Origin of the sequence: Microvirga sp. 2MCAF38, from assembly GCF_052115485.1 — a bacterium.
GTDB lineage: Bacteria > Pseudomonadota > Alphaproteobacteria > Rhizobiales > Beijerinckiaceae > Microvirga.
Map to the genome: position 1 here is coordinate 270,113 of NZ_JBFRGU010000002.1, position 13,138 is coordinate 283,250.

At 58.5% G+C, this 13,138-nt stretch carries 12 protein-coding genes; 5 read left to right on the top strand and 7 right to left on the bottom strand.

All coding sequences use genetic code 11. The features are described 5' to 3' along the window. Nucleotides 1–39 precede the first annotated feature (39 nt). The gene (locus tag AB4072_RS05715) at nt 40–486 is read left to right on the top strand and encodes a MerR family transcriptional regulator (protein ID WP_441966136.1); all 447 of its coding nucleotides are present in this window, start codon (nt 40–42) and stop codon (nt 484–486) included. 104 nt (nt 487–590) lie between these two features. Here AB4072_RS05715 and AB4072_RS05720 read toward each other — a convergent pair whose 3' ends face one another. The 3 genes from AB4072_RS05720 to AB4072_RS05730 all read right to left on the bottom strand — a co-directional run bounded on the left by AB4072_RS05720 (nt 591) and on the right by AB4072_RS05730 (nt 1,815). Then, nucleotides 591–851, bottom strand: a complete 261-nt coding sequence (locus AB4072_RS05720; RefSeq protein ID WP_441966137.1) for a heavy-metal-associated domain-containing protein — start codon at nt 849–851, stop codon at nt 591–593. 138 nt (nt 852–989) lie between these two features. Beyond that, the gene (locus tag AB4072_RS05725; protein WP_441966138.1) at nt 990–1,289 is read right to left on the bottom strand and encodes a copper-binding protein; all 300 of its coding nucleotides are present in this window, start codon (nt 1,287–1,289) and stop codon (nt 990–992) included. Nucleotides 1,290–1,326: 37 nt separating this feature from the next. Next, on the bottom strand, nt 1,327–1,815 hold the full coding sequence (locus AB4072_RS05730; protein WP_441966139.1) for a cupredoxin domain-containing protein: 489 nt from the start codon (nt 1,813–1,815) through the stop codon (nt 1,327–1,329). Nucleotides 1,816–3,026: 1,211 nt separating this feature from the next. On the opposite strand from AB4072_RS05730, the gene AB4072_RS05735 reads away from it, so the two are divergent. From AB4072_RS05735 to AB4072_RS05750, 4 genes are all read left to right on the top strand, one after another. Continuing rightward, nucleotides 3,027–4,688, top strand: a complete 1,662-nt coding sequence (locus tag AB4072_RS05735) for a calcium-binding protein (protein ID WP_441966141.1) — start codon at nt 3,027–3,029, stop codon at nt 4,686–4,688. Nucleotides 4,689–5,296: 608 nt separating this feature from the next. After that, nucleotides 5,297–7,426: a M10 family metallopeptidase gene (locus AB4072_RS05740; RefSeq protein ID WP_441966143.1), complete on the top strand. Its 2,130-nt coding sequence runs from the start codon at nt 5,297–5,299 to the stop codon at nt 7,424–7,426. Nucleotides 7,427–7,528: 102 nt separating this feature from the next. Beyond that, nucleotides 7,529–7,924, top strand: a complete 396-nt coding sequence (locus AB4072_RS05745; RefSeq protein ID WP_441966145.1) for a hypothetical protein — start codon at nt 7,529–7,531, stop codon at nt 7,922–7,924. Between the two features lie 56 nt (nt 7,925–7,980). After that, the gene (locus AB4072_RS05750; protein ID WP_441966147.1) at nt 7,981–8,418 is read left to right on the top strand and encodes an NADH-ubiquinone oxidoreductase subunit NDUFA12 family protein; all 438 of its coding nucleotides are present in this window, start codon (nt 7,981–7,983) and stop codon (nt 8,416–8,418) included. 81 nt (nt 8,419–8,499) lie between these two features. Here AB4072_RS05750 and AB4072_RS05755 read toward each other — a convergent pair whose 3' ends face one another. The 4 genes from AB4072_RS05755 to metG all read right to left on the bottom strand — a co-directional run bounded on the left by AB4072_RS05755 (nt 8,500) and on the right by metG (nt 13,089). Then, nucleotides 8,500–9,297 (bottom strand): MBL fold metallo-hydrolase, encoded by a 798-nt coding sequence (locus AB4072_RS05755; RefSeq protein WP_441966149.1) that lies wholly within the window; start codon nt 9,295–9,297, stop codon nt 8,500–8,502. Beyond that, on the bottom strand, nt 9,294–10,103 hold the full coding sequence (locus AB4072_RS05760; RefSeq protein ID WP_441966150.1) for a TatD family hydrolase: 810 nt from the start codon (nt 10,101–10,103) through the stop codon (nt 9,294–9,296). The genes AB4072_RS05755 and AB4072_RS05760 overlap by 4 nt, the downstream gene beginning before the upstream one ends. 65 nt (nt 10,104–10,168) lie before the next feature. Beyond that, a complete protein-coding gene (locus AB4072_RS05765) occupies nt 10,169–11,488 on the bottom strand; it encodes a family 1 glycosylhydrolase (protein WP_441966152.1) in 1,320 nt (439 codons plus the stop codon). Nucleotides 11,489–11,538: 50 nt separating this feature from the next. Beyond that, nucleotides 11,539–13,089 carry a methionine--tRNA ligase gene (gene metG, locus AB4072_RS05770; protein WP_441966154.1) on the bottom strand — a complete coding sequence of 517 codons (1,551 nt, stop codon included), beginning with the start codon at nt 13,087–13,089 and terminating at the stop codon, nt 11,539–11,541. Nucleotides 13,090–13,138 lie beyond the last annotated feature (49 nt).

Consider the following 13,138-nt stretch of genomic DNA (forward strand, 5'->3'; position numbering starts at 1 on the left):
CTAATTCCTCTAGGGACTCTAGGTTCAAGGGGAAATTTCATGCTGGAGCGAACTTTTTCGATCGGCCATGTCTCGGAGGAGACCGGATGCAAGGTCGAGACGATCCGCTTCTACGAGGGAATAGGCCTTCTGCCCGAACCTGAGCGCACGGAAGGTAATCAGCGCCGCTACCTCGCCCGGCATGTGGAACGGCTACGCTTCATCCTGCATGCGCGCGAGCTGGGCCTTGCCGTCGAGGCGATCCGTCAGCTCATTACCTTGAGCGAAAATCCTCAGGCCTCCTGCGAACAGGCGGATGAAATCGCCCGTCGGCAGCTTCAGTCTGTCCGAGAGAAGATCGCCCGCCTCACTGAACTCGCAGGCGAACTGGAGCGCATCGTAGCGAGCTGCAATGGAGAGAAAATTGCCGATTGCCGGGTCATCGAAATGCTGGCGGACCACAGCGCCTGCAGCCACGGAAGCGGGCGCGGCAAAGCCCGCTCCTGACGGTAGAAATAAAAAAGCTGCAGACGGGAGATCTGCAGCCGAGGCTCAAAGGCGATGCGTCGCTGCGGACTTCGAAAATTTCCGGAGCGAGGAGAAAGCCGCCATCAGGTGAGGGCAGGGGTCGGCGTATAGCCGGCGAGCGTGATGATGCGGCTGATCTGAGCGAGATCGGAAGCCCCCTCAACCGACACGAGTCTGGCTTCGGGATTTGCCGTCACTTTGGCGCCCGGGATCGTGCTTTCGATGGCGCTCCTGATCGTGCTGGCGCAATGACCGCAAGTCATGTCGTCGACGCGAACGGAAAGGCCCGCACCGCTGACGGTGGTTGATGCCTGATCGTGGGAATGCTGGTGAATGCCGCACATGGGATGCTCCTTTTCAAGGTCAGTGATGCGACCGTGCCGCGTTTCTACATGGCAAGGTCAAGCATCTTTTTTCGCTCCGCGGGTTGTCGCTGGGCAGATCTCGGTTGCTTGTCTCGCAGCAGCGGCTGAAGAGAAGATTTACTTCGATTCCATGATGGACGTGACGGTGAGCTGGCCGTTCACGCGATCAGCGGTGAACTGGACCTTATCGCCAACCTTCACCTCCTTGAGCATGGCGGGGTCTCGGGCGCGGAAGACCATCGTCATGCCAGCCATATCCAGGTTCTTGATCGGGCCGTGATTGAGGGTGATCTTGCCGGCGGATTCATCGATCTTGGTGACGGTCGCGGCGACCACCGGAAGAGCCTGGGCGAAGGCCTGACCGGATAGGACGAGGCCCGCGAAGAAACCGGCTGTGGCAAAGTTGATGCGCTTCATTGGATGTTCCTTTCAATAATGACCGATGCCCTTCGCGTCACTTGACGACGATGGTGCCCTTCATGCCTGACTCGTAGTGACCGGGGATGAGGCACGCGAATTCGAACTCGCCGGCCTTGGTGAATTGCCACAAAATCTCACCGCTCTGGCTGACAGCCAGACGCTTCGCATTCGGGTCGTCGTGCTCCATGTCAGGGTTCTTCTGCATGGCGATTTTGTGCTTGGCGTTGTTTTCGACCGTGTCGAGAACAAACTCGTGATCGACCTTGCCGCCGTTCTTCAGGACAAACTTCACCTGCTCGCCTTTGCGAACTTCCACCTTGTCGGGGAAGTAGGCCATTTTACCCTCATCGGTTTCCCGCATGCTGATCGGGACGATCCGCGCGGCTTTCTTCGGATCACCGGGTTTGCCGTAAGCGGCGTCCGCATCGTGAGCGTGACCTGCCGAACCCGGTCCGGCAACGGCGAGACCGGTGGTGAAAAGAAGAGCGGCCAGCCCTCCCAGGATGGAACGGTTGTGTTTCATGCGTTGGATGCTCCTTATGTTTGTGTGGTCAGTGATTGCCGTGGCCGCCGAGCTTCGTCACGCTCTGGATATGGAGAAGCGGTTGCCGTTTGAGTTTAGGACCGGGCGACGTCGTGAGGACGTGCCGGCTCGGTGATCCGCGTTTGGCTCAGACGATTTGGTGGGGACCGGCATATCCTTATCGCCAGACGTAACCGCAGTCATATCGGGTCACGGTTCGGCAAAATCGCATCCCGCCAAACCGCATCGTGACAAGAGGATGATCTTTCCAACGGTGACAAGGTCAAGGCCGTTATCCTGATTGCTTCAGTGATTGATAGGATATGGTGGTTCCCGAATAGCGGCGCGTCCAGGATCCGGCCATGGATGTTGTCGGCGTGGGGATCAACACCGTAAAGAGGCAAGGCGCAAATTTTTGCCGTGCTATTCGAGCTGCAGGGTATGACCTTTCGCTCTGCCATCTCACAAAATCCGAGTCCGATCTCACGAAATCCGAGTTTGCGAACGTGACCGACACTCGAATTTCGAGTCTCGAGTCGGAAGTGGGTCAGACCATTTCGACACCAAAAAGGAAGGGCCGGTCGAAAGGCTAGCCCTTCTCCGTTCGGATCAATGTGGGGCTGTTCAGACTATTCATTCGGTCATTCCCAGATACTCGAAGGAACGATCGTCTCGGCCTGCTGTAACCGGCTTACGTTGGGGCAGTCTATGCAATCGTAAGGCGCCCCGAATTCTTTGAATCGCAACTTCGATACCGTAGCGGGCAATTCATAATCTTATAACGTTTCATCGCGGCAAAGCTAGAAACGGCTGAAGCCATGATCTGGAAGTAGGAGAGTTCTATGGCTAATTTTACTTATAACCCTCTCCAATGGGCATTTGAGCTGTTTTGGAGCGGTAGCAGCATCGGATACGGTGGAACCGAGCTAACCAGTGGCCCGATCACGGGAAATGTCACCAGCGGCTCAACTGGCAGCCCAGCCGGCGGTTCGGGGACCGGCTCTGGGGCGTTTACAGGCGCATCGTCTAACAGCGACGTTAAGAAAACGTATCCCCCCCTGATTAGTTTTGATGACCTCAGTCCCATAAAGGCGGCCGAGATTTTCGCGAGAGACTTCTCCCGTTTCTATTGGGATGACATCACGAATGCTCCATCGGGAAGCTGGAGCAATATCCCCGCTGACGTCGGAGTGCGTCCAGGTCAGGTCCGCTTGGTTACTGGCGACCCTTTGTTCGAACAATACCTTATCCTGAAATGGTATTATGGCGAAGACCGTGAAAGCGGTAGGCCTGATTACAAATCGGGGGGCGGCTGGATTCTCCTCGGCGCCGGCGATGCTTCCGATACGGCGGGCAACCAAGTCGGCGGAAACTCCACGGCCCCGACAGGTGAAGTGTCGAGTTTCACGGTTCGTATGAGTCTCGGTTCATCGAGCGATGACACAATTTATGGTGGCTCCGGTACCGACTGGCTGTTCGGCGGCAACGGTAATGACGTCCTCTATGGCTACAACGGCAACGATCACGTCAATGGCGGTGCAGGCGCCGATACCATGGACGGCGGCGCTGGAATCGATACGCTCGACTACAGTGGCGATGCGGCCGGCGTCCTCGTCGACGTGCGCACCAACACCGCGCTTCATGGCCAAGCCGCAGGCGATGTCATCAGCAATTTCGAAAACGTGATCGGCGGATCGGGCCACGATACGATCTACGGCAGCCTCTACGCCAACGAACTGAGCGGGCAGGACGGCAACGACATCTTGGCCGGTGCCGGCGGGGATGACACGCTGTGGGGCGGCAACGGCCACGACACACTCTATGGCGGCACCGGTGACGATGTCATCTCCGGCGGCAGCGGTAACGACCTCATCCAGGGTGGCGTGGGCGCCGACACGATGAGCGGCGACGACGGCATCAATACGCTCGACTACGGCGACGGTACGGTCGGCGTCTATGTCGACGTACACACCAACACCGCCCGGTATGGCTTCGCCACTGGCGATGTGATCAGCGGCTTTGACAATGTGGTTGGCGGTTCGGGTAATGACACGCTCTACGGCAGCGCTGCTGCCAATGAGCTGAGCGGGCAGGGCGGCAACGACGTTCTGGCCGGTGCCGGCGGCAACGACACGCTGTGGGGCGGCAACGGCAACGACTGGCTCGAGGGCGGTACTGGTAACGATCTTGTTGTCGGCGGCGCTGGCGCCGACACGCTCAACGGTGGTGATGGCATCGACACGGTCGTTTATGATGGCTCGGAGGGTGCTCTCGTCGATCTGCGCACCGGCTTTGTCGCCGGCCAGGCCGCAGGGGATGTGATCAGCAACTTCGAAAACATGATCGGCGGCGCGGGCAACGACACCGTCTACGGCAGCGCCGATGCCAACGAGCTGAACGGTCAGGACGGCAACGACATCCTGGCTGGCGCGGACGGTAACGACACGCTCTGGGGCGGCACCGGCAACGACTGGCTCGAGGGCGGCAACGGCAACGATTTGATCGCGGGTGGCAGCGGCGACGACCGTCTGGTCGGCGGGTCCGGCAACGACGTGCTGCATGGCGAGGCTGGCCGGGACACATTCGTGTTCGACACGGCGCTGAATGCGGCGAGCAATGTGGATGAGATCGTGGGCTTCAACACCTCCGAGGATTGGATCGCCCTGAGCCGCAGCATTTTCTTCACGGGGAACACCCCGTTGTCGCTGGCCATAGGGCCGACTGCCACGGCCGCGACGGCACAGATCGTGTACGACGATGCGACGGGTGCGTTGTCGTACGATGCGGACGGGAAGGGGGCTGCGGCGCAGATCAAGTTCGCCCAGCTGGCGCCCCATCTCACCCTGACGGCGGCCAACTTCTTCCTGATTTGATCCTGAGCGATATCGCGACACGAAAAGCAAAGGGCCGGTCGAGAGACCGGCCCTTCTGCGTTCAGAAGAGTGCGAGGCTGCTCAGACTACTCCTGCGGCCGTGCCGAGACATTTGGCGGAGCGGCTGTATCCGCTCCTCGCATCGAGCGTCTGGTGAATGAAGTCTCGTTCGGTGAGGGCATTCAGAATTCGGAACGGGGCGCGCTCGTTGTCATCGTCTATCGAGAATCAAGACAATTCTTCTAGCAAAGGTTGTGAATACTATTCCACTCAATCACGGGCGCATACTGAGGGCCCTATTGTCAAGCTTTGGATTTGTATTAATATAACACTACACAACGTGTTAGGGAGCGATTTCTATGTGCTATGCTTGTGTTGCCGGTCGTAAGAGCGTTTCCTGGGCCTCGTTCTCACATGATTTGGAGAGGGGACTTTCCTTCGTTCCTTCTGATGAGCATGACACGTATCTTACAATAAGCGGAGGCGGTGCTTCCGTATTCGATGCAGGGACAGCCGCTTCCGAAGGGCCCGCAAAGTGGGCATCCTTGGCGGCGGGTGAACCATTTTTCGGCAGCGTGGGATCGTGGTTCTCTAATGCCTACGATTGGGTGAGCAGTAATATTTCAGGCCTGCCTCTAGGAGTCTTTTCTGCAGCGGCTGCCGGTCTTCCGAATGTTGCAATCGGAGATACCAAGTATTATGCGCCCACCAACATCGATTGGGATGTGCTCGCGCTCTTCTCCGGGTCTCAGTGGGCGAATAACACCATCACATACAGCTTCCCGGATTCCCGGTGGGATTACGAGTGGATCAATCCGAGCGCTTCCGGCTTCATGCCTGCCTCTCAAGCCACGCAAACAGCTTTTCACGGCATCTTCAAAGGCGCGGCCGGACTGATGTCTTTGACCTCGCTCGAATCGTTCACAAATGCGACATTCGTCTATGCGGGCAGGGACGATGCCAACATCAAGCTCAGTGGCTTCCAACCCGGTAGCATCATCAACCGCAGCCACGGATATTACCCTGGCGTTCCTATCTATGGTGGCGATACTTGGATCACCCATGCCAGCGAAACGCCAAATTTTAGTGTCCTCGGCACGTATCAATATTATTTATTCCTGCATGAACTCGGGCATACGCTTGGAATGAAGCATTCGCACGATAGCGGTGGAAACCTGCCGAAGATGAGTGCTCAGCACGATTCGACCGAGTACACGGTCATGTCGTATAACGTCACTGGAAACCCGCAGACGTTCATGATGTATGACATCGCTGCTCTGCAGGAGATGTATGGTGCCGACTTTGGGACCAACAGCGGCAACACGATCTATAAGTGGAGCCAGCAGACCGGCGAAACCTTTATAAACGGGGTTGGCCAGGGCAGTCCCGGCTATAACAACCACATCTTCCTGACCATCTGGGATGGTGGAGGCATCGATACTTATAGCTTCGAGAACTACAACACGAATCTCAACATCGATCTGTCACCGGGCGGCTTCTCTGTCCTATCCGTTGCCCAGCGATCAGGCAGTGCAAATGGCAATGTCTATAATGCCCTGCAATATCACGGAGATATACGCTCTCTGATTGAGAATGCTGTTGGCGGCTCAGGGAATGATACGATCACCGGCAACGTGGCCAACAATGTTCTTTCCGGTAATGCAGGTAACGACTCTCTCTCTGGCGGTGCGGGCGCCGACACCCTGTCTGGCGGTGCGGGTGCGGACGTGTTGGATGGCGGAACTGGTGTCGACACGGCCGACTACGCCAGCGACACGGAGGGTGTTCTCGTGGATGTCCGCGTCGGGATCGGCCAGCGTGGCCAGGCGGCAGGGGACGTCATCCGCAACATCGAGAACGTGATTGGCGGTTCAGGGAGCGACACGATCTACGGTAGCCATGAGGCGAATGTGCTCAAGGGTCAGGACGGCAACGACATCCTGGCTGGCGCCGGCGGCAATGACACCATCTGGGGCGGCGATGGCAGCGATGTCCTCTATGGCGACGATGGCAACGATTACGTAGCTGGCCAGGAGGGTAACGATGTCATCGCAGGCGGTGCGGGTGCCGACACCCTGAGCGGTGGCGATGGCACCGACACGCTCGTCTATGGCGGCGTGGAGGGGGCTTTGGTCGATCTGCGCACCGGTTATGTCGCCGGCCAGGCAGCGGGTGACGTGATCAGCGGCTTCGAAAACCTGATCGGCGGCGCGGGCAACGACACCGTCTACGGCAGCGCTGATGCCAACGAGCTCAACGGTCAGGACGGCAACGACATCCTGGCTGGCGCGGACGGCAACGACACGCTGTGGGGCGGCAACGGCAACGACTGGCTCGAAGGTGGCAACGGCAACGATTTGATCGCGGGTGGCAGCGGCGACGACCGTCTGGTCGGCGGGTCCGGCAACGATGTGCTGCATGGCGAGGCTGGCCGTGACACGTTCGTGTTCGACACGGCGCTGAATGCGGCGAGCAATGTCGATCAGATCGTGGGCTTCAACGCATCGGAGGATTGGATCGCGCTGAGCCGCAGCATTTTTGGCGGGTTTGGCTCCTCGGTGTCGCTGGTAGCGGGTCCGGGTGCCACGGCCAATGCCGCGACGGCACAGATCGTGTACGACAGCACGACGGGTGCGTTGTCGTACGATGCGGACGGGAAGGGGGCTGCGGCGCAGATCAAGTTCGCCCAGCTGGCGCCTCATCTCACCCTGACGGCGGCCAACTTCTTCCTGATCTGATCCTGGGCGACATCGCGACACGAAAAAGCAAAGGGCCGGTCGAAAGACCGGCCCTTTCCAGTTTGTGGCCTGGCCGATTATAGCGATGCGTCCTCTGGCGTCGTGGCGAGCCTGTCGGAGGCGTACCTCAACACGGGGGATGCGGCCGGCGACAGCTACAGCGCGATCGAGGGCCTGAGCGGATCGGCCTATGTGGACCGTCTGAGCGGCGACGAGAACGCCAACATCCTGATCGGCAACGCCGGCAACGACACGCTCAATGGCGGTGCGGGCAACGACGTGTTGAACGGGCGAGCTGTTCTACGATGCGGATGGGACGGGGCGTCAGGCGCAGGTCAAGTTCGCGGTTCTGAATGCGGGAGCGTACCTGACGGCGGCAACCATCACTGTGAAGGGCTATGTCCCGCCATCAGGCGACGACTGGTTCTGATCCCGCTTGCCGGGTTTTCAGTACTGATCCAAGGCAAGGGGCCCTCAATGCCCCTTGCTCACTTATGAAGTTCAACGACTGGAAGAGCCTCTTCCACGATGTAAATGAGCTTCGGTAGGCGCTTATGCAGCCACCTCTATGCACGACTTCTTCAGACGCCATATTCCGCGCGACTTCGGTACCTGGTGGAACGGACAGACCCTGGGCACCCGATTCTTCAGGTGGCGCAAGGCAGTTCGTGGGCCAGGACGAATCGGCAACCACTACTACCGCTCAGGCCAAGGCGATCGACTCGAATGTGGGCGTCGAGCGACGGTGGGTTATCGATAACGGCGACGCCGACGCCTCGCGCGTTCCCCCGGGCTGGCGCGCTTGGCTCTGCCACAACGGCGATGTGTCCCCGAGCGAGGAGAACTATCAGCCGGCTCCCGGGAGAGGTCTCATAGCGAGAACATTGTCAACCGAGGTCGACATCCTAAGACGCCGACGGAACGCGAAAAATCTCAGACTTGGAATAGGTGGGACCAGACTCCGAATAGGTGAGACAGCACAACACAGATAGGGACGCCCATTAGCATAATTCGCATAAGATATATTATGGAACTTAAATGCAGATCGCAAACATTCTCGAGCTAACCGAAACTCAGTTCGCCTCAATCACCATCCCGTCAAAAGCCGGCTGAACATGCGGTGGAAGCTCGCGGCCCAGAGTGTCGTAATCCAGATCGGAATGTAGGTTCGTCAGGATCGCGCGCTTTGGTTTGACACGCTCGATCAGCGCCATGGCATCGCTGACCGAGAAATGGGTTGGATGCGGCGTGTAGCGCAGAGCATCGATGATCAGGACGTCTAAGTTTTCGAGATACTGGATGCTCTCTTCGGGCATGAAGCTGACATCAGGCGCGTATGCGATGTCGTTGAAACGAAATCCAAGGGTATCGATATCCCCGTGGACCATGTGGAACGGTTGGGCCTCGATCGTCTCGCCGGCACCTTGGATGTGCACTGGCAGTCCGGGCTTCAGGAGATGAGCCTCCAGGATCGGCGGATAGGAACTGCCGGGCGGCGCATCGAAGCAATATCCGAAACGTGCGAGCAACAACTCGCTGGTCACGCGATCCGCGTAAACCGGAATGCGGGACCGCATGGCGATCACGAGCGGCCTGAGGTCGTCGATGCCGTGGGTGTGATCGGCGTGCTGATGCGTAAACAGGACGGCGTCCAAATGTTTGACGTTCGCATCGAGGAGCTGTTCCCGCAGGTCCGGCGAGGTGTCGACGAGAATGCGCGTCGTCCCGGTTCCATCGGCCTCTTCAACCAGAATCGAGCAGCGCCTCCGGCGATTGCGCGGATTTTCGGGATCACAAGCCCCCCAGCCGGAGCCGACGCGCGGCACGCCACCAGATGAGCCGCAGCCGAGGATCGTGATGCGCAAGTTCATTGTCCCAAAACCCGTCCTGCGATCGCATCCGCGGAGACTGCTTTCGAGAACAGGCGATAGAAGTTCTCGGTCGTCATTCGCGCGATCTCGGCCTCTGTTTTTTCAATGACTTGCGCCAAAGTCTTCGCAGTATGGAATACGTAGGCGGGTTCATTGGTCTTGCCGCGATAAGGCTCCGGCGCGAGGTACGGCGCATCTGTTTCGACCAGCAGCCGATCATGCGGAACGGAAGCAGCGATCTGGCGGATGTCCTCGGACTTCTTGAATGTCAGAATGCCAGAGAATGAAACGTAAAGGCCCAATTCAACACCGGCATCGGCAAGCTTCTGACCGGATGAAAAGCAGTGCAGAACGGCCTTGAAGGCCCCCTTCCCCATTTCATCCCGCAGAATGGCGATCATGTCGTCATCGGCATTTCTCGCGTGGATCACGAGCGGCAATCCCGCTACGCGCGCGGCTGCGATATGGGCGCGGAAGACGCGCTGCTGCACGTCGCGTGGGCTGGTATCGTAATGATAGTCGAGGCCCGCCTCACCGAGGCCGATACACCGGGGATGCTGCGCCAGTTCCACAAGGCGCTCAGCGGGGGTATCGGGTTCCGCTGCGGCGTTGTGAGGGTGCGTGCCGACGGTGAAATAGACCGTGTCATGATCCTCGGCGATTTGCCGATAGGTATAGAACCGCGAAACGAAGGTCGAAATCGTCACCATGCGGCCCACGCCTTGCCGGGCGGCGGCACTCAGAATTTCCGGCAGCCGGGCTTGAAAGTCCGGGAAATCGAGGTGGCAATGACTGTCGACGAGCATGGCTGAAGGCGCCCTCCTCCGGACGCCCGACAACGGAATCGGGTGCGTCCGAGCGGCTACGTATATCAGTGTGAGGATTGTTGACTATCGTCTCTTGGCCTCGCTTCATTCTCGATCAGCTGGCGAACCTGCTCCCGATGGCGCAGAACCGGGCGCTCGTAACAATCGCTCGGCAAGGCGACCGGAACGGTCAGGCAGACGCTTTGCGCAGGCAGAATATCCGCCCAGTCGCTGATCAACTGCTTATAGGAACGCCCGACGGGCCTGATGTTGCGATCGAGATCGTACAGCCCCACCGGGGTGACGTTGTTGTTTTCCTCACGCAACGCGACATCCCAATCCATCTGATCGGTCAAAGAATACCAGGTGAAGCCGACGACGGGGACGCCGTTATTGCGGACCCTCAGGACGTTCGCCCATTGCTTCCAGAGCCAGTTGACCGCCTCGTTGCCTTCCGGTCCCTCCATCAGGTTCGTTTCGGTGTGCATCACGGGTAGTCGATACCGGCCGTAATATTGCCGCGTGATCTCGTCGTAACCAAAGACATCTCCCGCCGACGTGGTCGAGCCGTCGTGGCGCACGCGATGCTCGTTCGTCATGTAGTAGTCGTTTCCCATGATGCAGTGATGGCGCAAAGACGAGCGCTCAAGGAAGAAATGGTACTGCTCCCGGGTCATCCCGTTATCCATCAGATATTCGTACATCTCTGAATCGACTCGTCGTCCATAATTGAGATCGAGGGAGAGAAAGCGACGCGAATTCATGATTTCCGCGGGCTTGATCGCGGACGGATTCTCGGCGTGGAAATACTCCGATGACTCGCTTTGAACGAAGATTGCGTCGGGGCGAACCTTAAGGATGCTTTCCATGGCGAGCACATTCGCTTTCGCGAGGTGCCTCAACGCAGTGACGAAGGCCTTGTCGGTCTTCATCTGCTCGTTCCACCAGCCGTAGTATGCCGAGAACAAGGCGCAGACGAAGATCTCGTTGATGGGCGTGTAGAGCTGAACCCACGGAAACCGCCGCGCAAAGGCCTCCGCATAGGAACCGAAGAGCTGGGGGAAGTCGGGGTTCTGAAAGTTGCCGATCCAATCGGGAACGCCGAAATGGCAGAGATCGACGATGGGCACGATGTCCCGCCGCTCCAGTTCGGAGAATGTCAGATCGGGGAACACCCAGTTGTAACGGCCCGGGCCGACAAAAGTGGTGTGAAGCGGCGGCCCATAGCGGAGAAAACGGATATTGAGATCTCTCAGAAGGTCGAAATCGGTCTTCCAGTATTTGTAATGGCCGCACTTCTCCATCTCATCGATGCGGGTGCGGCCATTATTGATGGTCGGATCGCTGTTCTCGATTCCAGTCGCGAACATGAAGGATGTGAACATATCGACTTCCGCTCGAGCCTGTGTGGCTCATGGAGCGGAAGTTGATCCATTTACGATGCTTCCGCTTCCAGATAACGCGGGAAGATCGGCTCCGGTTGCGGGAGCGTCGTTCCGGGTGCCAAGCGTGACTGCATTCCAACGGAAGAAAGAGCGCGCCCATCAGGGGCAATGGACAAGAGATCGAGAAGCTTGGCGGCGGCTGTCGGGACGAACGGTTGGGTCAGGATCCCGACCGCGCGCAAGACTTCCGCCGTCACGTAGAGCACCGTTGCCATCCGCGCCGGATCATTCTTCCGCAAGATCCAGGGTTCCTGCGAAGCGAAGTAGCGGTTCGCCTCGGCGACAACGGCCCAGATCTCGGCAAGCAGCGTATGCAGGGCGAAATCGTCCATAGCCGCCCTCGCCTTCCCGGGTAAAGCGTCGGCCAGCCAGAGAATGTCGTTGTCGGCTTGCGTGAACTCTCCCGGCTGAGGCATTGAGGAGTCACAATTTTTGGCGATCATCGACAATGATCGTTGAGCCAGATTGCCGAGATCGTTCGCGAGATCAGCGTTGATGCGATTGACGATAGCCTCATGCGAATAGTTGCCGTCCTGTCCGAAGGGCACTTCGCGCAGGAAGAAGTAGCGCAACTGATCGACGCCGTAAGTCTCGGCCAGATCGAACGGGTCGATGACGTTGCCGACCGATTTCGACATCTTCTCCCCCCGATTGAACAGGAAGCCGTGGCCGAAGACGCGCTTCGGCAAAGGCAACTCGGCCGACATGAGGAAGGCGGGCCAATAGACCGTGTGGAAGCGGACGATGTCCTTGCCGATGATGTGCACGTCCGCCGGCCAATAGTGCCAGCGTTTGTCGGTCTCGTTCGGAAAACCGCAGCCTGTCAGGTAATTGTTGAGGGCGTCGATCCAGACATACATGACATGCTTCGGATCGCCTGGAACGGGCAAGCCCCAGTTGAACGTCGTGCGGCTGATCGAAAGATCCTGCAGGCCGGATTTCACGAAGCTGACGATTTCGTTGCGGCGCGTCTCGGGGCTGATGAAGGTCGGATTATCCTCGTAGAACTTCAGCAACCGGTCCTGATAGGCCGATAGCTTGAAGAAATAACTCTCTTCCTCGATCCACTCGACAGGCGTGCCCGTCGGAGCGCGCCAGGAGCCGTCCGGCTGCTTCGTCAGCTCGCTCTCGTCGTAATAGGCCTCGTCACGCACGGAGTACCAGCCGGAATACTTGGAGAGATAGATATCTCCCCTCTCCTGCAATCGCCGCCAGAGTTCCTGCGTGGACGGGAGATGGTCCGCGTCGGTCGTGCGGATGAACCGGTCATACGAGCAGTTCAAGCGGTCCGCCATGGCGCGGAATTTCTCTGCCATATCGTCCACGAAAGCCTTCGGCGTGGTGTTGTTGCGATCCGCCGTCTGCTGGATCTTGAGGCCGTGCTCGTCCGTGCCGGTCATGAAGAAGACGTCGTAGCCGTCGATACGCTTGAAGCGCGCGATGGCATCCGACGCGACGATCTCATAGGCGTGCCCGATATGCGGGGCACCATTGGGGTAGGAAATGGCCGTTGTGATGTAGTATTTTTTCTTGTCGGCCATAGCGGTCCTCTTGCTTCTAGAGCATGATCAGAACAAGTGGAAACCGGTT

Bases quoted from the DNA above. Each gene is read 5' to 3' on its own strand.
- AB4072_RS05760 (WP_441966150.1), bottom strand. From the start codon at position 10,103: ATGCTCGTCGACAGTCATTGCCACCTCGATTTCCCGGACTTTCAAGCC.
- AB4072_RS05720 (WP_441966137.1), bottom strand. From the start codon at position 851: ATGTGCGGCATTCACCAGCATTCCCACGATCAGGCATCAACCACCGTC.
- AB4072_RS05715 (WP_441966136.1), top strand. From the start codon at position 40: ATGCTGGAGCGAACTTTTTCGATCGGCCATGTCTCGGAGGAGACCGGA.
- AB4072_RS05765 (WP_441966152.1), bottom strand. From the start codon at position 11,488: ATGTTCACATCCTTCATGTTCGCGACTGGAATCGAGAACAGCGATCCG.
- AB4072_RS05755 (WP_441966149.1), bottom strand. From the start codon at position 9,297: ATGAACTTGCGCATCACGATCCTCGGCTGCGGCTCATCTGGTGGCGTG.
- metG (WP_441966154.1), bottom strand. From the start codon at position 13,089: ATGGCCGACAAGAAAAAATACTACATCACAACGGCCATTTCCTACCCC.
- AB4072_RS05730 (WP_441966139.1), bottom strand. From the start codon at position 1,815: ATGAAACACAACCGTTCCATCCTGGGAGGGCTGGCCGCTCTTCTTTTC.
- AB4072_RS05750 (WP_441966147.1), top strand. From the start codon at position 7,981: ATGCAGCCACCTCTATGCACGACTTCTTCAGACGCCATATTCCGCGCG.
- AB4072_RS05725 (WP_441966138.1), bottom strand. From the start codon at position 1,289: ATGAAGCGCATCAACTTTGCCACAGCCGGTTTCTTCGCGGGCCTCGTC.